Source organism: Clostridium sp. (assembly GCF_036642255.1).
Taxonomy (GTDB): Bacteria; Bacillota; Clostridia; order Clostridiales; family Clostridiaceae; genus Clostridium_J.
The window spans coordinates 25,059-47,610 of the sequence record NZ_JAVWDJ010000018.1 but is presented as its reverse complement, the minus strand read 5'-3'; the positions used below and the strand labels follow the sequence as shown (position 1 = coordinate 47,610).

The window sequence follows — 22,552 nt, the reverse complement described above, 5'->3', positions numbered from 1 at the left end:
CTTAAGTTTATGTTATTTTTATGCCTAATAGAAACTATATGTTATGATTTTCCTCTAGATTATACCTCTATTAACTCATTCTAATTAATATGAAAAATGTTGAAAAACTTATGTTTTTTACCATATTTTTCACAAATTTAAAAACCATACCTTTGCCTTTGTCTATTGTAGCTTCATCCTTAGTCATGTTTTAACTTTTGTTACATCAGCTACTTATATTTCTTAAGGTCTTAATTGTAATTATATGTTTTGTAACTAGTGTTCCTATAATAATAAGTAGAAATTTAATCATAAGGCTGGAAATTACAAATATTATTGAGTAAGATAAACTTATCCATAGTAATGTTAATACTAAAACTTTTGTTTTTAAAGGAATACCCTTGTTTTCCTTATAGCTCTTTATATAACTTCCCAAATATTTATTGTTTAAAAGCTTTTGTGATAGTTTAGGTGAACTCCTAAGATAACACGTCGATGCCAGCAATAATAAAGGGGTCGTAGGTAAAAGTGGCAAAAATATTCCAACAACTCCTGCTACTAAGGAAACACTTCCAAAACCAATAAGTAAGACATTTTTAAAGTTTTTCATACTTTCTCTCCCGTAAGTATTAATTTTTATCCTTTATATTTATTTTTCACTTCTTTTAATTATAACTAGTGAAAACATAAAAGTCTTTATATATTTACTCACGCATTTTTCTATGCAAATTACCTTAATTTGATTTAATAATAACAAATTCTCTAATAAATATAGTTAAAAGCCTTGCTTCCCAATTAGGGTTATTACAAATGATATTGTCACACTATAAGGTAAGAGTGCGATTTTTACTTTTAAAGGTGCTCAAAATATCACTATTTTAATTTCTTTAATCCATTGAAAATGGCCTTTATGTTATATACTAGCGTGATATAAACCTCAATTCTATAAAACAAAAATAGAAGTCGTAGTTTATTCTCTAACTTCTATTCTTTTTATTTAAAATTATTTTTTACATATAACCATATTAATTATATGAGATATTATTAATCTAGGATTGTAAAATAAAAGTCTTGGACCACAGTATCTCATAACTCTAATTATTTTTTCTCTCATTTCTTCTTTATAGCAATGTACCTCGCAAGAATTACAATTAGGTTTTTTATTCACATATTTACAATTTCTAATCCTCATTATTGCATAATCTGATAATTCTTTGCACTCTGGGCATAGGGACTCTTTTAAATGATGATTTTTCTTACAATAAAAATTAATCATAAATTCCAAAGTTTTCTCTTGTTCCACTAATCTTTTATTCTCTACCAATACTTTATAAGTCTCTTTTTTAAAGTTATCTATTCTAAAGGTCTATAATAGCATCCACAGAATTTATGCATTGCTTCGTTGAAAAGCTTTATATGAACCTTTTCATCTAATATTATCCTTTTCAACATTCTTTTAATATAGTGATCATCTATTAACTCTATGTGTTTTCTATATTCTCCAATTGCCTTATATTCTGAATCAATATCTACCTTCAACCTTTCACAAAGTTCTTCTCCATAGTGTATAAAGCTTCCATTCCAATAGCAGCCACATGTACTATAAGAACCTCTGATTACAGGGTCTCCCCCTAATTTAATTATGGTTTCTGCTAACATTTCCATATGATGCATTTCTGTAATAGCTACATTTTCTAAAAGTTCTCCTAACTCTTCATCTATGTCTTCAAAGTAAAAGTGATGATAAAGATATTGACTAATAGCAGTAAATTCACTAATTATCCCCGCATAATCATCCATTAATAAATTGGCATACCCTAAATTTGTGCATTCCACCTTTATTTCAGGATATGGTGAAGAATCAGCATATTTTTCTCTCTTATGTCTTCTATTATCAATTCCACCCAATATATATTCCTCCAATTTAATAGCTATATTACATATATATTCAATTTTAAACAAAATTATTTCAAATTTTCTCAATGCTCTAGAAAGAAAATAAAGTTAGCTAGGCATTTCCCGCTAACTTTATTAAGCTTATAATATGATGTGAACTCTTTTATCTAATTCCTACTTTAACTTTACAAGAATATAAAATTCAAATCCTTTTGATTCAATCTTTCCAGTGGAACTATTCTTCCTTCCAGCCATATTAAGAAATTGAATTTTTACTTTTATTTCATTATTTTCATCGATAAAACACATATCTTCTAATAATACATCTTCATGATTTTGATTTACACCATATTTTTCTATTACCAAATTTGCAAAATCCGTAAAGTCCTTAGAATAGACTTCCTTTTCTCCTTCTTCAATTTTAACCATTCCTGATTCATAATCAAAGTGCATTGATATAGGATTATTATTAGAAGAATTATTACTTCCATTTCTAGAATCTAATAAATAATCATAGCCACTTATATCAATGGCATTAAAATTTCGTAGTACATTAAAGTAAAAAAATCCATCATTATTATAATCATATCCATCACTATATTTAAATCCCAAAACCTGTTCCATCTGTTCAATTTTGAAGTCTTGTGGTAGTAACTTTAGATTTTCTAGACTATGATTTGAATTGAAGTATCTAATAATGCTGCTTACTTCGTTTTTATCTTCATCAGATACTCCACCACTAGCTTTAATAATCTTATTATCATCTATCATATTATTTTTTTGCAGTATACTAACAAATCTTTTATTTTGACTATATCTTGAAATTGAATAACTACTGATGGGACTAAACACTGATATAAGTATTACTATTACCAGGGAAATTAAAAGAACTATATTTCTTATTTTTTTTGCAAAGGAGAAATAAAGCATTACTAGAAGCACCCATATTCCTAAGGCTACTACATAATATCTGTTTTCAGTTACTCCATAGGCATTTATTCTTATGCCAATAGAAATAAACATCATAAATATCAATGGAAGTATTAACTTAGGAAGTGTATTCATAAACTTATTTGCCCAAGAGTTTTCTTTTCTTAACGGTGATATAAAAAACAGTACCATGGTCATTATAACAGAATACCACAGCACTAAATGAGATACTAACCCTTGTGGCCACTGTGTTGTTATGATTATTTTCCCAAAGTATATATAAAGTATTACAGTGTATATTGTAAGTAATGGCATCACAATATATAATATAAGAACTTTTAAAAGTTTAGGAAAATCTTGTAATATGAGTTTTTCTGTATTATAAGGAACCCCAGCAAGAAAGAAAGTCGGTGCGAATACCCCCACAACTATTAGCCAACTATAATAGTACATATTACTCTCAATATTAAAGCCTAAAAGTTCATGTAATGTAAAAAGAATTGCTGCTACTCCAAGAAATAAAACAACAGAATAAATAATAGTAGTGAAAAACCTTGTGAAAATCCGTACAATATATAGTTCGAAGTTATCTCTATTCGGTAGATAAGCTATAAAAAGAAAAATCAAATAAAAAGCTAAGGTAAATCCTGTATACCTTGTAATTGAAACCATATTAAAGTCTTTAAGTAAAAAGTAGTAGTATAAAACAAGTACTATAGCTCCTCCAAGGTAGGATGCATAAAGCTTTGATATACTATATTGACTTAATCTTTCAAAACAAAGTTTAATTACAAGTGAGAATGGTATACCAAGCGCCAGTATCATTGTTATTTTATTTATTTTTTCTCTAAAATTATCATCAACATCAAACCCAAGCTCCCTCATATAAATAAGAAGTATAACACACGCTGTTGAAAGTAATATTGTAATTGGGAATCTTTGGAGACTATTTTTAATATTTTCTGCCATATCCTTGAATAAATGAATTATTTTCATATTATTACCTCCTTCAAATTTACTCTTAAAATTTAAACTCCTTCAACAATGATTAGAAAGAAATTTCTTCAATGCACTTATGGTGAGAAAAGTAAGTACATACCTAATTTTATTACAAAAATTTCAGCTAATTCAACAATTTAAAAGAATTAACATTTAAAGTGTTTAGCTTCTTTATAATATTTATACGAAAAGCTCATCAATTAGTCTTAAAACTTTAAAAATAAAGCATAAATATAGTATTACCTATGTCTATGCTTTTCTTCACAATATTTAATTGATAACAACTACATAGGGATACTGATTTCTAAACTTGAGAGATTAAATATTATTAAAATTCGAATTCTCTATTCACATATTTACTTAGCAATTCTATTGATGCCAGTGTATCATTCATGTTAACAAAGCAATTTGGACCATGTACATATCTTGTTGCTACTGATATACCTGCTGCTCTTACGCCAAAGTTAGATCTATTAATTGCACCAGCATCAGTACCTCCGCCATCAATTACATCAAGCTGGTATTTTATGTTATTTTCCTCACAACATTTTACCATTTCTTCTACTAAATATTCATTACATATTACTGAACCATCGGATACTTTTACAGCAGTTCCACCACCTAAGACATTACTTACCTCTGGTGCATTTGGATAGTCATTAGCCACAGTAACATCCAGAGCTATCCCCAAATCTGGATTAATTCTTTCTGCAGCTACAGTTGCTCCTCTAAGCCCCACTTCTTCTTGTACTGTAAATACAAAATATAAATCATTATACGGTTTATCAATTTTCTTCAAAGCTTCGATCATTATATAGCAACCAATTCTATCGTCTAAGGCCTTTCCAGTAAAATTATTATCTTTTAATTCTATATATTCTCCCACATATGAAGCAACATCTCCTACCTTTACATATTTTAGTGCTTCATCCTTTGACTGAGCTCCGATGTCTATATATAATTTTTTAATATCATTTTTAATATCCTCAATTTTAACTGTACTTGAAACTATACCAACAATTCCATTTCTAAACTGCACTCTGTTCATTACCGTTGCTGGAACAGGGATTCCCCCTAAACCTCTTACTTTTATTAATCCCTTATCGTCTATTTTAATAACTTGAAAACCTATTTCATCCATATGCCCAGCAGCCATTACTTTCTTCTTATTTTCTCCAATACCTTTTTTATAAACTATAAGATTTCCAAGTGGATCTACAGTTATTTCATCTGCATAATCCTTTACCGCTTCTCTTATAACTTCCCTTACTTCTTTTTCATAACCACTAACCCCAAAGGCTTGTGTCAAGTCTTTCAATAACATAACATTTCCCCCTCTATATTTTAAAAATAATCTTAATATTTGGACTTGATTTTATATTACCATTTCTTGGACTCAATGACAAACTATTTAGATAGTGAAAATATTCGACTCTCTAATTAATATAAATATAAACTCATAAATACTAACTTTTGTATTTTAGCATTTATATTGTTTCTTACAAATACTATAAATCTTTCTTTATTTCTAAACCTAAATTATGCTCTTATTAACTTATCTATTTTTAAATATTCTTCCATAATATGTGTGATTCTTTCATAAGAATAACTTTAATCTTTGATTTAAAGTTAAGTTTTTCAAATATCATAATTTATTTCCATGTCACTAAATGTTATTCCATCACTGTTTATCGAAAAATATGCCCTAAGAAATTAGCTTAATAATCCTTAGAGCACTTTTAAATATCTTATAAGTAAAATATTAAACTATCAATTAGTATTCCCACACATAAAATTGTTAAATCAACAATGCCTATTACATTAACAAAATGAATGATTTTAAATTGTTCCTTCCATTGACTTTTGTTTTCCAATGGCCTTCGTGCTTCTCTTTTCGCAATAAATCCTGCAACTATTAATAGTCCTAGTCCACCTATTATAAATAGTGTGTTTTTAATTATATCCAAAGTAATAAGTACATCTCCATTATTAAATAGAAAACCACTTATTCCTGATAGAGCTATTAATACCAAAGTAATTATTATTCCTGCTGTAAGTGACTTCATTATATCCTTAATAAAATCTATAATTTTATCCATGAGCTACCATCCTCTATTTCAAATTTTAAAGTTTTCTAAAATTTAATCTATATTAATATAAATGACAAGCCACAAAATGGTTTGGTGCTACTTCTTTTAGTACTGGCGTTTCTTCTGCACATCTTGGTGTAGCATATTTACATCTCTTTCTAAATCTACATCCTGGTGGAGGATTTATAGGACTTGGTACATCTCCTTCAAGCATAATTCTTTGCCTTGCTCTTTCAACATATGGATCTGGTATTGGTATCGCTGATAAAAGGGCTTGGGTATATGGATGAAGAGGGTTCTTATAAAGTTCCTTGCTTTCTGTAAGCTCTGCCATAACCCCAAGATACATAACAGCAACCCTATCAGAAATATGCTTAACCATTGACAAGTCATGAGCAATGAATAGATAGGTTAATCCCATTTCTTTCTGTAAATTCATAAGAAGATTTACAATTTGTGCCTGTATAGATACGTCAAGAGCAGAAATAGGTTCGTCACACATTATAAATTTAGGTTCAACTGCTAGTGCTCTCGCTATGCCTATTCTTTGTCTTTGTCCACCTGAAAACTCATGAACAAATCTGTTAGCATGCTCCTTATTAAGCCCTACAAGTTTTAATAGCTCATTGATTTTTTCTATTCTTTCTTTTGAATTTTTAGCTAATCCATGAATATCTATCCCTTCAGCAATAATATCCCCTACGGTCATTCTTGGATTTAAGGATGCATAAGGATCTTGGAAGATTGTTTGAACTTCTTTAGAAAAGACTTTTTTTTCTCTCCCTGTCAAGGTGTGAACATCTTTACCTTTATACAAAACAGATCCTTCAGTTTTACTATACATACCAATGGCAGTTCTTCCACAAGTTGTTTTTCCACAACCTGACTCTCCCACAAGTCCTAAAGTCTCTCCTTCCCTTATTATAAAGCTCACATCATCTACTGCCTTTAAAATTCCTTTCTTACCAATTTTAAAATATTTCTTGAGATTTTTTACTTCCATTACAACCGGATTATTATTTTTATCCACTATAGCGCACCTCCCACTTCAAAAGGTAAATCCAGTTTTGGAGCCATGGGATGATGAAGCCAACAAGCGGCAGCATGTTCATCACCAAATTTGAAGGTAGGTGGCTCTTTAGTTAAACAAACCTTCATACAGTACTCACATCTTTGTGCAAACCCACAGCCTTTTGGTGGTGCAATTAAATCTGGTGGCGTTCCATGAATTGATACTAATTGTTCTTTTTCTTCATTATCAAGTCTTGGCACTGCCTTTAGTAGAGCCCAAGTATATGGGTGCTTAGGGCTATAAAATATCTCTTCATAAGTTCCCTTTTCTACTAAATTTCCTGCATACATTACAAATATTCTGTTAGCAAGGTCAGCAACTACTCCAAGATCATGAGTTATTAATATAACGGAGGTTCCAAGCTTTTGTTGAAGATTTTTAATAATGTCTATAATTTGAGCTTGAATAGTAACATCCAGAGCTGTGGTTGGTTCATCTGCAATAAGTATACTTGGATTACAAGCTAGAGCTATGGCAATCATAACTCTTTGCCTCATGCCACCAGAGAATTGATGAGGATACTGGTTAATTCTTTTATCAGCATTAGGAATACCCACTAAGTCAAGCATTTTCGTAGCTTCCTTTAATGCTTCATCCTTCTTCATTCCTCTATGAATAATTAAATTTTCTGCAATTTGTTTACCAACCTTCATAGTAGGATTCAAAGCAGTAAGTGCATCTTGGAAGATCATACTACATTCTCCACCTCTAAAGTTCTCCCATTGCTTCTCAGTGAAATCTAATAAATTCTTTCCATTGAATAAAATTTCACTTCCTTTTTTTATTTCTCCAGGAGGAGATTGGATTAATCCCATTATAGCCTTAGAAGTAACAGTTTTTCCACAACCAGACTCTCCCACTATAGCGATGCATTCTCCCTTATTTACATCAAAGGACATGCCTCTAACTGCGTTAACTTCACCAGCATAGGTGTGATATGATACTTTTAAATTTTTAACTATTAATTGTTTTTCCATAGTTCATCCCTCCTATTATTGACGAAGCCTTGGATCTAGTGCATCTCTTAAACCATCTCCAAGTATGTTAAATGCTAAAACTGTTAAGCAAAGAGCTATTGATGGAAATATTAGCTGATAAGGATAAAATGCCATTGCTTGTTGTCCATAGGAGATTAACACTCCCCAACTTGTATCTGGTGGTTGAAGTCCTATACCTAAGAAACTTAATGAGGCTTCTCCAAAGATATAACCAGGTATACTTGACGCTACATTAAGTATAAGCACCCCAATAGTATTTGGAATTAAGTGTTTAACAATGACTCTAGTTGGTGAAGCTCCAAGCACTTGTGCTGCCAGAACATACTCACTTTCTCTAAGTTGCATTAATTGTCCCCTTATCATTCTTGCAGTGCCACACCAAGAAGTAATTGTTAATGCAATGATTAAAGTTCCAATACTATTTCCCAACACTACTATCATTAAAATAGTTAAAAGTAAACCCGGAATACTAGTGATGACTTCTATAATTCTCATCATTACTTCATCTACCCAGCCTCCAAAGTATGCCATCACTCCACCATAAAAACATCCAACAATCACCTGTATTCCTGTTGCTACAAGTCCAATTGCTATAGAAATTCTTCCCCCCAGCCAGATTCTAGAAAATAAATCTCTACCTAACAAGTCAGTTCCAAACCAATACTCAGCGGAAGGAGATAAATTTTTAAGACTAGGATTAACAATCAGATATTCTTTTCCACTAATATATGGGCCTACTGATACCATGATTGTTAAGAAAATTAATAGCCCCAGAGATGCCATTGCTACAGGATTCTTTTTAAGCCTTCTCCATGCATCTTGGAAATACGTTATATTAGGTCTATTAATGACATCAGCATCTGCTTCTTCGCAACCAATGACTTCAAATTCTTCTCTATTTAATTCCTCCATTGTTAAATCTCCCTCCTTTATTTCTTTCCACCAGTAAGTCTTATTCTTGGATCCACTATCGGATATAAGATATCTGTGACAAATAGGCATATTACATAAATTGCAGTGAGTATTATAGTTTCACCCATTACAATTGGAAGATCTTGCCCGCTTACTGCTCCTATATAGTAAAGTCCAAGCCCTGGAATAGAAAATACTCTTTCTATAAAGAAAGAACCAGTTATACACATTGCTAAAGTTAAGGGAAGATTTGTGACTATGGGAATCATTGAATTTCTTAATATATGTTTAAATATTATGGTTTTGCCCGATAAACCTTTGGATTTTGCAGTCAATACGTAATCTTGATTTACAACATCTAACATAGAGGTTTTTAATAATCTTGAGTATCCAGCAATATACCCAAAACACCCAGATAGAGTTGGTAAAACTGTATATTTCCATCCTCCAAACCATAAGTCATCTCCTTTAGGCCACCCTATTACAGGAAACCAACCAAGATTTCCTGCAAAAATCTTTTGAAGACCTAATGCAAAAATAAAAGATGGAATAGATATAAATAAAATCGCAGCAGATATAATGCTATAATCAACCCAAGTGCCTCTTTTCATTGCTGCAATAATTCCCAGTAAAATACCGAGACTTAACCCAACTACCATTTGTTGTATACCAAGTCTTGCAGACACTGGAAGCTTTTGTTTAATTATAGAATTCATTGTTTGGCCTGGATAAACTATGGATTGTCCAAAATCTCCCTTCATTATCCCTGCCATAGACTTAAGATACCTTTCACCAACTGGTTTATCATAACCATATTTTTCATACATAGCAGCTTTTATGTTTGGTGGCAATTTTTGAACTTTTTGGGTAAGTGGATCTCCTGGTACTGCTTCTAACAAGAAAAATGTAGCAGTGGCTATTATCATAAGGGTCAGTAGCATTTCTAAAAACCTTCTGATGGTGTATCCGATCATGAAATTCCCTCCTTTTTAATAATCAATAACTTTTCTTTATAACAAATTCTTTGTTTTTAAAAAGATTTGTTTAAAACTTCATTGTTTTTAAATAATGCACATGGTTCTCTAGGAACCCATGTGCATATTATTATTGCTATCTGCCCTCAGTGTAAGCCCATCTCCACTCATAAGTTGGTCCAAATTTAGGATACATAAAATCTTTAACATAGTTTTGTAGGAATCTTCTTGTATCACCATAATAAAGTGGTGCTATACCAGCTTCTTCTTTAACTAAAATTTCTTCAAGTCTTTGATATGCTTTTAATCTCTTAGCTTGATCTAATTCCTTATCAAGTTCTTTTACTATCTTGTCAAATTCTTCATTATTAAACTTAACACCGTTATTTCCACTATCAGATAAGAACATGTCCAGGAAGTTAATTGGATCGTCAAAGTCCCCAACCCAACCATAAGTCATAACATCAAACTTCATGTCATCTACTGCTTGTTTCCATAAAGTGTAGTTACCTAGAACTTCAACTTGAAAGTCTATACCTAGATTCTTTTCAAATTGTTGCTCCCACCACTCTTGAGATTGTTTAGAAGCTGCAGTATCTCCATAGGTTACAAACTTAATTTTTATACTCTTTAAGTCATTGGTGTCTTTACCAAGTTCCTTAAGTCCTTCCTTGAATAGAGCTTGTATTTTTTCTGGCTTATTTACATATTCAGCCGCCATATCCTTTAATGGCTCTTTAATGACATCTCTGTATACGTCATTACCAGAATGTAAAGCCTTTGGTACCCATCCATAAGCAGGTGTATATCTACCAAGTAATGTATTTAAATATTCTTGTCTATCAAAGGCCATGGACATAGCAAGTCTTACTTTTTTATTACCCATTATTCCACTTGGTCCACCTTCATTATTAAATCCAACATAGTTAGAAGTTGCAACGTCACCTACACCAGCAACAAATTTGCCTGTTTTTGCTTCTGCTGTCCACTTTTCAATATATTCTTGTCTAGCTCCAGTTACATCTAACTCCTTGGATTCAAATAATTGAGCCTGTGTTGCGAATTCTGGTATGTCATTCATTTCTATAGTTTTTATATAAACATTTTCAGCATCCCAGTAGTCTGTATTCTTTTCAAAAGAAATACTATTATTTCTTACCCAATCCTTTATTTTATATGGTCCACAATAAACTTGTGCTGTGTGATCTACTTTCCAGTTTTCTCCGCCCTTTTCTATAACATCAAGTCTTATAGGGAAAAAAGCTGTAAAGGCTAACTTCTTTTCAAAATAAGGTGTTGGTCTTTCAAGTGTTATTTGTAGCGTCTTATCATCTATAGCTTTAACACCCACATCTTCTGGTTTACCTTCGCCAAGGTTATAAGCTTGTGCCCCCTTAATTTCATAAACAAAATAGGAATAAGCGAAAGCGCTATCTTTGTTAAGTAACCTCATAAAGGAATCTACGTAGTGTTGTGCTTTAACAGGAACACCGTCACTCCATTTACTTTCTTCTCTTAAATGGAAAGTCCAAACCAATCCATCTGGAGAAACCTCCCAACTCTTGGCTCCCGCTGGCTCTATCTTATCTTCATCATTTACAACTTTAACTCTTGCAAGCCCCTCTTGAGTTGCACTAATAATTGTAAATGATGATGTATCGGCTGCTTCATTAGGGTCAAGAGTTTCTGGTTCAATAAAAACTAATTTTAAGAATTGATTTTCATCTTTTTTACTTGTTGGTTGCTCTGTTGTTGGTGGTGTCGGTGCTGGATTTGGATCTGTTGGTGTTTCCTTCTTACACCCTGCAAAACTAAAAGCAGATGTAAATACCATAGCTCCTACTAGCAATGCGCTAAGCCATTTTTTTGATTTCATTTTTTTACCCCCTCATGTTTTGAAATATCTATATAACTCTAATTTAATAAGAGTTACATTTGACTAAATATTTAAATATTAGTAGACTCTAGTTTTTTAAAAACCAAAGATTTTATTTCCTTAACTAATAATATTTTAATGGTGATTAAAAAATTACTAATTTAAGCCTATATTAATAATATTTATTTTTTTCTTCATAAGATGGCATCTATATTTTACTAATTTTAATACCATTAAAAAAATCACAATGTTAACTGATGTTTTTTCAATTAACATAGTGATTTTTCAGTAATTTTCGTCTAATTTTATTAGTGTTTCAAATCTACACTATCTTGTTGATTTAATGACAATTTAATTAAAGTAAATTTAGTTCATTTTCTATGATGTTATTTAAAGATAGTGAAATTTTATTATTTTCTATATGCTACTCACCATTGATCTTCATAATAAATTTAAATTGTGCTAATTAGCACATATTATCACCTAATTACAATTGAAATAAGCACTATGATTTATAAATAATTTCATAGTGCTTTAAATTGGTTTCAGTATTGGATATTAGTTTATGTTTATAATCCTTCATTAATAATAATTAATATGGAAATCATTTAAATCTCTACTAAATCATATTCCAAATCTAGCATATTGATAAAAAGAATTTTTTTTCTTAGTATCAGCTCTTTTCCTAAAAGTACCTTTAAAGACTCACTTACTTGCAGTGAAGCTATATGAGCTGGAGTAAAGGATGGATTTCCTAATTCCTTTTCTATGCCCTTACTGCTACTTGTATTCTTATAAATAAAATCTAAAGTTTTATCTCCGGGTAATATGGTGGTAACTTGTCCATACCAACCTGCTATAGCGCCATGAATTAAAGGTATTTGCAATTCTTCACATAACTGTTGGAGAATTAATCTACTTTCAATGCTGTCAAGAGCATCAATTACCACATCGTGTCCACTTAAAATATCTATACCATTATCTAAAGTTAGCATCTTAAATACTGGTTTTACCATTATATTAGAGTTAACAATATTCATTCTTTGAACTGCCTTATTAGCCTTGCTTATTTTTATAGAAAGTTCATCAGAAAGTATTTGTCTATTAAAATTTGATTCCTCAAATACATCTCCATCTACAGCTGTAATATGACCTATTCCCAGTCTTCCCAGCATTTCAATAGCATAACCACCTAGTCCACCACAACCAACAACACAAACCTTGAACTCTTTTAGTTTATTATTTTCTTCCTCACTTAAGGTTTTCATATTTCTTGAATATCTTTTAGAAACTATAATTTTTCACCCCTTTTCTAGCCTCCTCCTACAGGAGGGAATAATGCTAATACGTCACCTTCACTGAGAATTCTATCAGCATTTCCATCTCGTCCATTTATTAGAAATATTGATACCTCTTTTTCTTCTATATTCAACTTATCGAGAACTTCACTTGCTATTGCACCTTCTTCTAGGTGCATAAATTGCTTTTTTTCACGCCCACTTCGAAAGTATGCAAAAAGTCTAACTTCTATCTTCATCATTTCACCTCCCTCCTATATATGCAATATTGAAAACTCCGTCTCATTTAACTATTTTCACAGGGGCTTAACTCCTGAATGATTTTATTTATAAAGTCCCCACTTTTACAAAAATGGGGACCTCAATTGAAGTATATATCAAATAATTGTCTAGTTGAACATTAGTTTACAATTTAAAAAGTCCCAATATATTCTTCTAATCCAAGCTTTCTTAAGGTATCTTCTTTTGGAATACCATTTTCATTCCAGCCTCTTACTGCATAATACTCTGGTAATAATACATCCAATCTATGAACATTACCTTCGGATGGACCGCTTGGAATTGGAGTTTTTAATAGTCTCTTAGGAAGGGTATCCTGTGAACTATCTATGCCAGCTCTTAAGTTAAATATCTTTTCAAGAGTCCATATTCTATCTCCTGCCTGAAGAAGAGTTTCATCATTGAATACCTCTCCACAAACTGCATTATACATATGAACATAATCAGGTGTACCTAGTCCAAATGTAGTGAATACACATAGCCCTAATGAATCTATAACTGCTGTCAAGTCATGGAATACTCTAGCATAAGCTGCTTTTCCTTCCAATGAGAATCTATCTAACTTTTCTGGATAACCAAGTATTTCAGGGTTGATCATATATCCCTTAATATGGCAACCTCCTCTGTTATTCACAGCATAAGTAATACCATGCCCTTGAATTGCTCTAGGATCATAAGCTGGAAGTTCTTGTTTTTTTACAGTCATAGAATATTCTGGAGCTCCGTAACTCTCACATAGTCTAAATGAACCATCTGCCAATTTATCCCCAAAACCTTCTCTTAATCCCATTTTCTTAGTCCAGCCTACTACAGCTTCTGCGTCTCCCCAGTTTAAAGATAATCCATCCTTTGCTATTTCCTCATCTTTAATATATCCTCTTTGATATAACTCCATAGCTGCAGAAATAGTAGCCCCTGCAGAAATAGTATCCAATCCATATTCATTACAAAGAAGATTCGCTCTGCTCACAGCATCTAAATCATAATTGTCACAGTCTGATCCAAAAGACCATAAAGTTTCATACTCAGGCCCTGCACACTCTGTACCATCATTTAATTTTACCCACCTACCACAGGCAATTGGACATCTAAAACAAGGATTTTTTCTTAGAAGAGTATTTTCAGTCATTGATTCTCCACTTATTAAATCCGCTTTATCAGTGTAGGATTCTTGGAAGTTCTTTACTGGATGGACTCCATTTTCATTAATAATATTTACAAGTACTGCGGTTCCATATGTTGGAAGTCCATTTCCTGCTACTGGATCATTTCTTAAAATCTTTACCTTTTCCAAATTAACAGCCTTAGCTTTTTCCTCATCAGGGACTTGCACTTTACCAGAACCTTTTACAACTATAGCCTTAAGATTTTTGGATCCTAGTACTGCTCCAACTCCACCACGACCAGCTGCCCTGTCCTCATCATTCATTACTGCTGCCATTAATGATAATTTTTCACCTGCAGGTCCAATACAAAGAACTTTTGATCCTGGATGTATTTCATTAAGCTTCCTTGTTACCTTTGAAGTAACCATTCCCCACAATTGCTGTGCATCCTTAATTTCTACTATATCGTCTTCTATGTTTAAATACACAGGATTTTCTGATCTTCCTTCAAGGATTATCATATCGTAACCTGCAGTTTTTAACTTCGCTCCCCAATGCCCTCCTGAATTTGAAATAGCAATAGTTCCAGTAAGAGGAGCTTTGGTTACTACCATGTATCTTCCACTTGTAGGCATTGGTGATGCCGTTAATGGTCCTGTAGCAATTATAAATTTATTATCTGGGCTTAATGCATCAATTTTTGCATCTACCTCATCAATAAAAGTTTTTACACCAAGTCCCCTGGCTCCTATGAACTTTTGAGCAACCTCTAAGTTTAAGGGCTCAACTTTCACAGTTTTTTCAGATAAATTTATTCTTAAAACTTTTCCACTATATCCGTACAAAATAATCCCCCCAAATATATAATTTTAACTATATATAAAGCAAATCTCATGCCAATACTTTATAATTTAAAAATCATATAAGTTTTATTCTAAATGCAATTCTAATTATTATAATAAGTATTCTTTACTCAGTAACTAAGATTCCTTAAACTCTAATGTTTATAGGTGATTTATCAACACAAAATTCTTAGATTTTCATATCCATAATTCTTTAAAATTTTCATAAGAACTTTTTTATAGATCCTGCTCATGCTTCACTGGATTTATCAAAGACCTCTTTAGGTGATTTTTGTTCTATACTAGCACATATTTCATGAATATTATTGTTCTATTTTGGAGCAAAGTTCCACTTTGGATCATTATTTAACTTTTAAAAGTTGTATACCATATTTATCCAACTTCCTATATAATGTATTTCTACCAAGTCCCAGCGCTCTTGCAGCTGAAGTAATATTTCCTCTAAATTTTTCTAATACACATAGTATATGTTGCTTTTCAACGTATTCTAATTTAAAACATTCTTTGCTAGAAACTTCATCTCTCATAAAATCCTTTAATGGTGAATTTTCAATAATCTCGCTATTAAAATTCATGATTTCTTTTTTAAAAGTTGTTTTTTGTGATTCTATCATTTTTCTTTCTAAAGCCATAGGAATTGATTCTGTATTAATAATTAATTCTATAACATTTTCTAATTCTCTTATATTGCCTGGCCAAGAATACTTGACTAAATATTCTAAATATTCTTCAGATATTTCAACTTTTCTCTTATTCAAGCTTTTAGAAAGGTTGTTCATAAAAAACTCTATTAATAAGGGAATGTCGTCTATTCTTTCTCGCAAAGGTGGCAAGTGAACTGGAAGTACATTAAGTCTATAATATAAATCCTTCCTGAAATTTCCTAACTCTACTTCTTTTTTCAAATCCTTATTTGTAGCAGCAATAATTCTTACATTTACAGGTATAGGGTTTCTTCCCCCTATTCTATTTATAACCTTCTCTTCAATTACTCTTAAAAGTTTAATTTGCATATCTACAGACATCTCACCAATTTCATCAAGAAATATAGTTCCCTCATCTGCTATTTCAAATTTTCCAGGACATCCACCTCTTTTGGCTCCAGTAAATGCTCCTTCTTCATATCCAAACAATTCAGATTCAATTAAACTTCTTGGTATTGCGCCACAGTTTACTGCTATAAAAGCCTCTTCTTTTCTATCACTTACATTGTGAATAGATTGAGCAAAAACTTCTTTTCCAGTACCACTTTCTCCTGTTAATAAAATAGTAGACTTACTACTAGCGATCTTTTTACAATAACCTATTATTTTTAGAAATTCTGTATTTTGGCCAACTATTTTATTAAAGGTATAGATTGCTTGCGCAGATGATATTCTTCCAGCTAATCTTCTCACTTTTTTTAATTCTTGAAACACAAAGGTTATTTCACTAATCCTATTTTCTCCCTGGAAAATAGGATATGCACTAACGCTATACTGAAGAACATTTTTCTTAGAATTGATATAAACATCTTCGTCGATAAAAGATTTATGAGAATAAATTGAAGATAAGATATGTTGCCAACCTTCTATCAATTCCCAAATTTTAAATTCCTTCATTTTAGAACAGCTATATCCAAACATATCATCGGCAATTTCATTTGTAGTTATTATTGTTCCTGATAAATCAGTGGTAATTATACCCTTTGTAGTAGAATTTAAAATGGTTTTTATATAATTATTATTACGAATTAAGACCTCATTAACCTGATTTATCTCCAGTAACTTTTCAACAGATTTTGCTGCAGCTACTACCATTCCTAAGGTATGAGGATGAACATTTTTACTATAACCTGTTAAGTCTATAGTTCCAATTATATTTCCGTTGATGTCTCTAATAGGTGAGGATGAGCATGTCCATTTATAATAAGCTTTAATATAGTGGTCTTTTTCTGAAATTTGAACAGGAATACCTTCTTTTAAAGCTATGCTCATTGCATTAGTGCCAATGTTTTCTTCATTCATATAGGAACCAGGCACCATTTTAAGATTAAAAGCTTCATCCACAATTCCCTTATCACCTATAACGTTTAATATACAACCCTCTTCATCAGTGATAATAGCGAAAAAGTCTGACCCTTTAACGAAATTGTAAAGTGAATTCATAAAAGGAGTAGCAGTAACAATAAGTTCTTTTTTTTCCTCTAGCTTTTTACTAAGTTCCTTATGGTTTAATATCCTTTTGCTATAGGTTAAGTTTCTATCTATACCTAAATTAATGCATCTTTTATGAGATTCAATGGTATACTGTGCTTTATCCTTAGCTTCCAAATATTCCATTTCTCCTCCTCCTGTCTAATCCTTACTTATTATTTCAATATCGTCTCCAGGCTTTATTATTCCTTCCTTTAAAACTCTTGTAAATATTCCTTCTCTTGGCATAACACAGTCTCCAGTTAACTTACGAATTTCACATCCATGATGGCACTCTTTTCCTATTTGAGTAACCTCCATTTCTGTATCTCCAATTTTAAGCCTAGTTCCTACAGGAAGTTCATGTAAGATAATCCCCTTTGTAGTAATATTCTCAGCAAACTTTCCTGGTGTTAAATCTGTGATTCCTTTACTTCTAATTTTATCAATACTTTCTTCTGCAAGTAAACTTACTTGTCTGTGCCAATTTCCTGCATGAGCATCCCCTTGAAGTCCATGCTCCCTTACAAAAAAACCCTCTTCCATAGGATTTTTTATAACTCCCTTTTTTTCGCTTATATTAATCGCTACAACTTTTGGCATAATAACCCCTCCAACTTTATCCCCCTATTTGGAACATCATCTTTTTACTTTTACTTTCCTTTTCTGATTCAAGATTATGCTCTAATGGTTTATTATATATAATACTCTCTAATTTATTTACTAATAATGTTTCATCGTTTACATAAGGTTTAATACTAAATTCCTCCTCTGAATGCAGACATGGTTTTATTCCGCCCTCTGAGGTAAGTCTTATTCTATTACAATCTCCACAGAACTTGCAGCTTAAAGGATTTATAAATCCAATTTTCCCTTGCGCACCTAAAACTTTATAAAGTTCTGCTGTGGCATTTTTTTCTTTCTCTAAAGATATTAATTCAGGATGTCTTTCAATGATTTCTTTGGACGAAATAAAATTATCCTTAAATAGTTTTGCTCCTTCACCTATAGGCATAAGCTCAATAAATCGAACTTGAATAGGAAACTCTTTAGTTAAAGCAATAAAATCTTCTATCTCATTATCATTGATTCCCTTCATAAGTACAGAATTGATCTTAACGGGCTTTATCCCTAAGGAAATACACTTTTCGATAGCTTCCTTCACCTTACCTACTTTTCCACCTCTAGTTATTACGTCATATTTTTTTTCATTTAAAGTATCAAGACTAATATTCACCCGGGTAAGTCCTACTCTCTTAAGTTCTTCTGCCATATCACCAAGAAGTATCCCATTAGTGGTTAAGGAAATATCCTCTATACCGCAAACTTTGGAAGTTTCATATATAAGCTTTTCTATACCCTTCACTATAAGAGGCTCTCCTCCAGTAAATCTTACCTTTGTTACACCTAGTGCTGCTGATGCTTTAATTACTTTTAATATATCCTGAAAGTTAATAGTTTCTTCACAAGTTTTTACATTGTATTTATCATCTGGCATGCAATAAATGCATCTCAAATTACATCTATCTGTTAAGGAAATTCTAAGATAATTTATTTTTCTTCCCCTTTTATCTATCATATTTTAATCTCCTATTGCTTTTTAATATAGGGAACTAAATTTTGAAGTTTTATTTTTTCACAACACTACCTTAGTTCCCTTAACCCTTTATTAGTATATATTGAGTTTCTAGCTTTGCATTTTATAATGTATAATTAATTGTTTTTTTACTTTCTATAAAAAGATGGCTTACTCTAACTTTCAAAGATTGGGGAATATAATCTTCATAGGCTTTCTTAAATTTCTATAACCTGTCCTATGTCTGAATAATCATATCCACCTAGCTTTTCAAGTTCTGCAGTAAACTCTTCACTTTTCATTGTTCTTTGTAGTTCTTTTATCATGTCTAATTGAAGATATTCTTTTGGAATTGCTATATCATATTCTTCATTGCAAAGTGGTACGAAATCTAAATTCATGATTTTTGCTGCTGAATAAACTCCAAGACCTACATCTGCATCTCCTGCTGCCACTGCCGCTGCTACAGAAAGGTGTGTGAACTCTTCTCTTTCATATCCTTCAATATTTGCAGGATTGATTCCAAGTTTATTTAAATAATAATCAAGTAGCAATCTTGTCCCTGAACCCCTTTGTCTATTTACAAATCTTACGTTTTTATTTGCAAAATCTTTAAAACCTTTTACGTTTTGAGGATTTCCCTTTTGAACCATTAATCCCTGTATTCTTTTTACACCCTTTATTAAAGAAATATTTTTATTTGAAATATATTTTTTAATATAAGAAACATTGTATTCTCCAGATTCCATATCCAAAAGATGTATGGTTGATATGTGAGTTTCACCTTTCTTTAGCGCCATGATTCCACCCATACTTCCCGTATGTGCTGAGGATAAGTAATACTGTTTATTTTTACAATGAATCAAATCTGATAGAACATCTAGTATAGGGTCATGGCTACCTATGCAAACAATAGTATTTTTTATTTCTTCTTCAGGTCTTAGAAGCTTTATTTTAATAACCTCTCCAGCTTCTATTCCCTCTACATTTTGAGGTACTTCTAGAATACCATCAGCACGGACTAGAGACATTGTAGATCCTGCACCTCTAGTTAATGGAGTTGCTATAAGCTTGTCTCCAACGTACCCGAGCTTCATCCTTACGAATTCTAAGTGCTTAAGAGATGACATCACTCTTCTTGACAAAATTCCTTTAACTTGTTTTAAAGGCTCGCTATCTATGTGCTGATGGCCTTCCACCAATGATTTTACAATCAACTCCATGATAAAATAAGCTGAAACTGGATACCCTGGAATACCGATTACAGGTTTATTATCTATAATACCCAGAATTACAGGTTTTCCTGGTTTTATAGCAATGCCATGAATAATAACTTCACCTAAATCTTCAATGACTTTAGCTGTAAAATCCTCTCTTCCCGCTGAAGACCCAGCATTTATCAGTACAATATCATTGTCAGCCACCGCTTTTATAACTGCAGCTTTTATGTTTTCATAAACATCATCTACAATAGGATACCTATTAGGAATCCCTCCCCAGTTTTCAATTTGAGCTGAAAAAGTTCTTGAATTAAATTCCACTATATCTCCAATTTTAAGATTACTTCCCGGTTCCACAATTTCAGTTCCTGTAGGAATAATACCAACCTTTGGCTTTCTGTAAACCTCTACAACATTTACTCCACCAGCTATCATAGCACCAATGTCTACAGGTCTAATCTTCTGACTAGAAGGAATTATAAGTTGCCCTTCTACTATATCTTCACCTAATGGCCTTATATTCTGCCATGGTACTACACTTTTATAAATCTTCACTTTTTCTTCATCAACAGTTATCAAATCTTCTATCATAATAACGCTATCAAATTCCTTTGGTATAGGATCCCCTGTATCCACCACAATATAATCTACACCCTGTTTTAACACTATGTGATTTCTTTCTGATGCACCTATAGTGGCATCACTTTTAACTGCAATTCCATCCATAGCAGAAGAATTATAAAATGGAGAAGATATCAAAGAATAGATCGGTGTTGCTGTAACTCTCCCATTACTATCCCATGTAGGAATTACTTCTTTTTGCTTACTTAAGTTATTAAGTTTATTGAAATAAATCTTCATGGCATCTTCTAACTCATAATTAGATAGATAAACCTTTTGTCCCATTTAGACACCTCTTTTCCTTAACATTTACACACTTTAAAATTTCTTTGGCTCTACACCCTTTAAAATTTATAAACATAAACTCTTTGACCTTGTAAAATTCCCTCTTGATTTTTCTCAATTTTAATGTATCCCCATGCTTTTGAAAATCCAGTAATAACTCCTGATTTACTTAGTATAGGACTGGCTATAAGATTGTGATTTTCTTCTTTAATGATAACTGGCAAATATTCTTCTCGCCCTTTTGCCTTATGATAGTTCATTTCAAACTCACATTGTATTCCATAGACTTTTTCGTCAAAGCAACAAAGATCATTTAAATAGTTCTTAACAATTACCTTGTAAACCACAGCACAGGAGAGAGGATGTCCCGGAAGACCAAACACAGCTTTCTCTCCTACTTTTCCTATAATGGTAGGCTTACCAGGCTTCACAGCTATTCCATGAACTAAAACTGTTGAAGAATCAAGTGAATTTAAAACTCTTAAACTCTGATCTTTTTTTCCAACAGAGCTTCCACCAGATATTAGCACCACATCACATTGTTCTAAAGCCTTTTCCATTAAAGTCTTTAATCTACTAAAATCATCCTTTACCACCCCAAAATTAACTGGATAACCACCATCTTCAAGTACTGCTGCATATAACATATACGTATTTATATCCCTTACCTCACCATGTTTAGGGGTGTCATCGCAACCTACAATCTCATCTCCAGTGGAAATAATAGCAACCTTTGGTCTTTTAAAAACTGAAACTTTACCTATTCCTAAGGAGGATAATACTCCTATTTCATAGGGTCGTAATTTTGTACCCTTTTTTATTATTAATTCATCTATGGCTATATCTTCACCTATATCTACTACATTTTCACCATAAGCTATAGATGTATTTATAAGTATTGTCTCATCATCTAACTTGTCAGTATACTCAATCATTACCATGGAATCAGCTCCTTCTGGAAGCATTCCACCTGTAGGTACATATACACATTCCCCTGACAATTTTAAACTAAAACAAGGAGCTTCCCCCATGATAACTTCTCCTATTAGATTCATCATTGAAGGAATTGTTTCACTAGCGCCTACTACATCTTTTGAAGCTACTGCATAACCATCTACAGTAGACCTTCTAAAGGCTGGAACATTCTCTTTAGCTTTAATGTCCTCATAAATAATTCTACCTAGTGCATCACTTAATTCAATCTCTTCACCGTGAACTTTTTTCTTAAATGTATCCACTAGCAATTTCTTTGTATCTTCTACTGACATAACCTTAAAAAGTTCCATAGTATCTCACCTCTTAAACTTAAAATTCATTAAACAATCTATAAGTTAATTTGTTCATCAATTTCTGTAAAAGACTTAATTATTAAAGCTTAAAATATTCTATTTTATTCTCGCATGC

The 22,552-nt window shown here is 31.9% G+C and carries 19 protein-coding genes; all 19 read right to left on the bottom strand.

What is annotated here, in order from left to right; genetic code table 11:
• Nucleotides 1-205 precede the first annotated feature (205 nt).
• Nucleotides 206-589, bottom strand: a complete 384-nt coding sequence (locus RR409_RS11530; protein WP_332557903.1) for a YbaN family protein — start codon at nt 587-589, stop codon at nt 206-208.
• Between the two features lie 393 nt (nt 590-982).
• Nucleotides 983-1,303 (bottom strand): nitrous oxide-stimulated promoter family protein, encoded by a 321-nt coding sequence (locus tag RR409_RS11525; protein ID WP_332557902.1) that lies wholly within the window; start codon nt 1,301-1,303, stop codon nt 983-985.
• A 29-nt stretch (nt 1,304-1,332) separates the two neighbouring features.
• Nucleotides 1,333-1,887 (bottom strand): manganese catalase family protein, encoded by a 555-nt coding sequence (locus RR409_RS11520; RefSeq protein ID WP_332557901.1) that lies wholly within the window; start codon nt 1,885-1,887, stop codon nt 1,333-1,335.
• 162 nt (nt 1,888-2,049) lie between these two features.
• Nucleotides 2,050-3,801 (bottom strand): DUF4153 domain-containing protein, encoded by a 1,752-nt coding sequence (locus RR409_RS11515; protein ID WP_332557900.1) that lies wholly within the window; start codon nt 3,799-3,801, stop codon nt 2,050-2,052.
• A 331-nt stretch (nt 3,802-4,132) separates the two neighbouring features.
• Nucleotides 4,133-5,128, bottom strand: coding sequence for a M42 family metallopeptidase (locus RR409_RS11510; protein ID WP_332557899.1), 996 nt, complete (start codon nt 5,126-5,128; stop codon nt 4,133-4,135).
• Nucleotides 5,129-5,552: 424 nt separating this feature from the next.
• Nucleotides 5,553-5,903 carry a hypothetical protein gene (locus RR409_RS11505; RefSeq protein ID WP_332557898.1) on the bottom strand — a complete coding sequence of 117 codons (351 nt, stop codon included), beginning with the start codon at nt 5,901-5,903 and terminating at the stop codon, nt 5,553-5,555.
• Between the two features lie 52 nt (nt 5,904-5,955).
• The gene (locus RR409_RS11500; RefSeq protein WP_332557927.1) at nt 5,956-6,897 is read right to left on the bottom strand and encodes an oligopeptide/dipeptide ABC transporter ATP-binding protein; all 942 of its coding nucleotides are present in this window, start codon (nt 6,895-6,897) and stop codon (nt 5,956-5,958) included.
• A gap of 26 nt (nt 6,898-6,923) precedes the next feature.
• Entirely contained in the window at nt 6,924-7,943 is a 1,020-nt protein-coding gene (locus tag RR409_RS11495) for an ABC transporter ATP-binding protein (RefSeq protein ID WP_332557897.1), read from the bottom strand.
• A 15-nt stretch (nt 7,944-7,958) separates the two neighbouring features.
• Complete coding sequence (locus RR409_RS11490) at nt 7,959-8,876, bottom strand: ABC transporter permease (RefSeq protein WP_332557896.1); 918 nt, start codon at nt 8,874-8,876, stop codon at nt 7,959-7,961.
• A 17-nt stretch (nt 8,877-8,893) separates the two neighbouring features.
• On the bottom strand, nt 8,894-9,850 hold the full coding sequence (locus RR409_RS11485; protein ID WP_332557895.1) for an ABC transporter permease: 957 nt from the start codon (nt 9,848-9,850) through the stop codon (nt 8,894-8,896).
• A gap of 136 nt (nt 9,851-9,986) precedes the next feature.
• Nucleotides 9,987-11,726, bottom strand: coding sequence for a peptide ABC transporter substrate-binding protein (locus RR409_RS11480; protein WP_332557894.1), 1,740 nt, complete (start codon nt 11,724-11,726; stop codon nt 9,987-9,989).
• A gap of 608 nt (nt 11,727-12,334) precedes the next feature.
• Nucleotides 12,335-12,994, bottom strand: coding sequence for a HesA/MoeB/ThiF family protein (locus RR409_RS11475; RefSeq protein WP_332557893.1), 660 nt, complete (start codon nt 12,992-12,994; stop codon nt 12,335-12,337).
• A 44-nt stretch (nt 12,995-13,038) separates the two neighbouring features.
• On the bottom strand, nt 13,039-13,263 hold the full coding sequence (locus RR409_RS11470; protein ID WP_332557926.1) for a MoaD/ThiS family protein: 225 nt from the start codon (nt 13,261-13,263) through the stop codon (nt 13,039-13,041).
• A 173-nt stretch (nt 13,264-13,436) separates the two neighbouring features.
• Nucleotides 13,437-15,254 (bottom strand): aldehyde ferredoxin oxidoreductase family protein, encoded by a 1,818-nt coding sequence (locus tag RR409_RS11465; RefSeq protein ID WP_332557892.1) that lies wholly within the window; start codon nt 15,252-15,254, stop codon nt 13,437-13,439.
• Nucleotides 15,255-15,613: 359 nt separating this feature from the next.
• Nucleotides 15,614-17,593: a sigma 54-interacting transcriptional regulator gene (locus RR409_RS11460; RefSeq protein ID WP_332557891.1), complete on the bottom strand. Its 1,980-nt coding sequence runs from the start codon at nt 17,591-17,593 to the stop codon at nt 15,614-15,616.
• A gap of 15 nt (nt 17,594-17,608) precedes the next feature.
• Nucleotides 17,609-18,049, bottom strand: coding sequence for an MOSC domain-containing protein (locus tag RR409_RS11455; RefSeq protein WP_332557890.1), 441 nt, complete (start codon nt 18,047-18,049; stop codon nt 17,609-17,611).
• A 16-nt stretch (nt 18,050-18,065) separates the two neighbouring features.
• Entirely contained in the window at nt 18,066-19,025 is a 960-nt protein-coding gene (gene moaA, locus RR409_RS11450; protein ID WP_332557889.1) for a GTP 3',8-cyclase MoaA, read from the bottom strand.
• A 215-nt stretch (nt 19,026-19,240) separates the two neighbouring features.
• Nucleotides 19,241-21,148 (bottom strand): molybdopterin biosynthesis protein, encoded by a 1,908-nt coding sequence (locus tag RR409_RS11445; RefSeq protein ID WP_332557888.1) that lies wholly within the window; start codon nt 21,146-21,148, stop codon nt 19,241-19,243.
• A 59-nt stretch (nt 21,149-21,207) separates the two neighbouring features.
• Nucleotides 21,208-22,434, bottom strand: coding sequence for a gephyrin-like molybdotransferase Glp (gene glp / locus RR409_RS11440; protein ID WP_332557887.1), 1,227 nt, complete (start codon nt 22,432-22,434; stop codon nt 21,208-21,210).
• Nucleotides 22,435-22,552 lie beyond the last annotated feature (118 nt).

Bases quoted from the DNA above. Each gene is read 5' to 3' on its own strand.
- RR409_RS11530 (WP_332557903.1), bottom strand. From the start codon at position 589: ATGAAAAACTTTAAAAATGTCTTACTTATTGGTTTTGGAAGTGTTTCC.
- RR409_RS11515 (WP_332557900.1), bottom strand. From the start codon at position 3,801: ATGAAAATAATTCATTTATTCAAGGATATGGCAGAAAATATTAAAAAT.
- RR409_RS11510 (WP_332557899.1), bottom strand. From the start codon at position 5,128: ATGTTATTGAAAGACTTGACACAAGCCTTTGGGGTTAGTGGTTATGAA.
- RR409_RS11505 (WP_332557898.1), bottom strand. From the start codon at position 5,903: ATGGATAAAATTATAGATTTTATTAAGGATATAATGAAGTCACTTACA.
- RR409_RS11500 (WP_332557927.1), bottom strand. From the start codon at position 6,897: ATGGAAGTAAAAAATCTCAAGAAATATTTTAAAATTGGTAAGAAAGGA.
- RR409_RS11495 (WP_332557897.1), bottom strand. From the start codon at position 7,943: ATGGAAAAACAATTAATAGTTAAAAATTTAAAAGTATCATATCACACC.
- RR409_RS11490 (WP_332557896.1), bottom strand. From the start codon at position 8,876: ATGGAGGAATTAAATAGAGAAGAATTTGAAGTCATTGGTTGCGAAGAA.
- RR409_RS11485 (WP_332557895.1), bottom strand. From the start codon at position 9,850: ATGATCGGATACACCATCAGAAGGTTTTTAGAAATGCTACTGACCCTT.
- RR409_RS11480 (WP_332557894.1), bottom strand. From the start codon at position 11,726: ATGAAATCAAAAAAATGGCTTAGCGCATTGCTAGTAGGAGCTATGGTA.
- RR409_RS11475 (WP_332557893.1), bottom strand. From the start codon at position 12,994: ATGAAAACCTTAAGTGAGGAAGAAAATAATAAACTAAAAGAGTTCAAG.
- RR409_RS11470 (WP_332557926.1), bottom strand. From the start codon at position 13,263: ATGAAGATAGAAGTTAGACTTTTTGCATACTTTCGAAGTGGGCGTGAA.
- RR409_RS11460 (WP_332557891.1), bottom strand. From the start codon at position 17,593: ATGGAATATTTGGAAGCTAAGGATAAAGCACAGTATACCATTGAATCT.
- RR409_RS11455 (WP_332557890.1), bottom strand. From the start codon at position 18,049: ATGCCAAAAGTTGTAGCGATTAATATAAGCGAAAAAAAGGGAGTTATA.
- moaA (WP_332557889.1), bottom strand. From the start codon at position 19,025: ATGATAGATAAAAGGGGAAGAAAAATAAATTATCTTAGAATTTCCTTA.
- RR409_RS11445 (WP_332557888.1), bottom strand. From the start codon at position 21,148: ATGGGACAAAAGGTTTATCTATCTAATTATGAGTTAGAAGATGCCATG.
- glp (WP_332557887.1), bottom strand. From the start codon at position 22,434: ATGGAACTTTTTAAGGTTATGTCAGTAGAAGATACAAAGAAATTGCTA.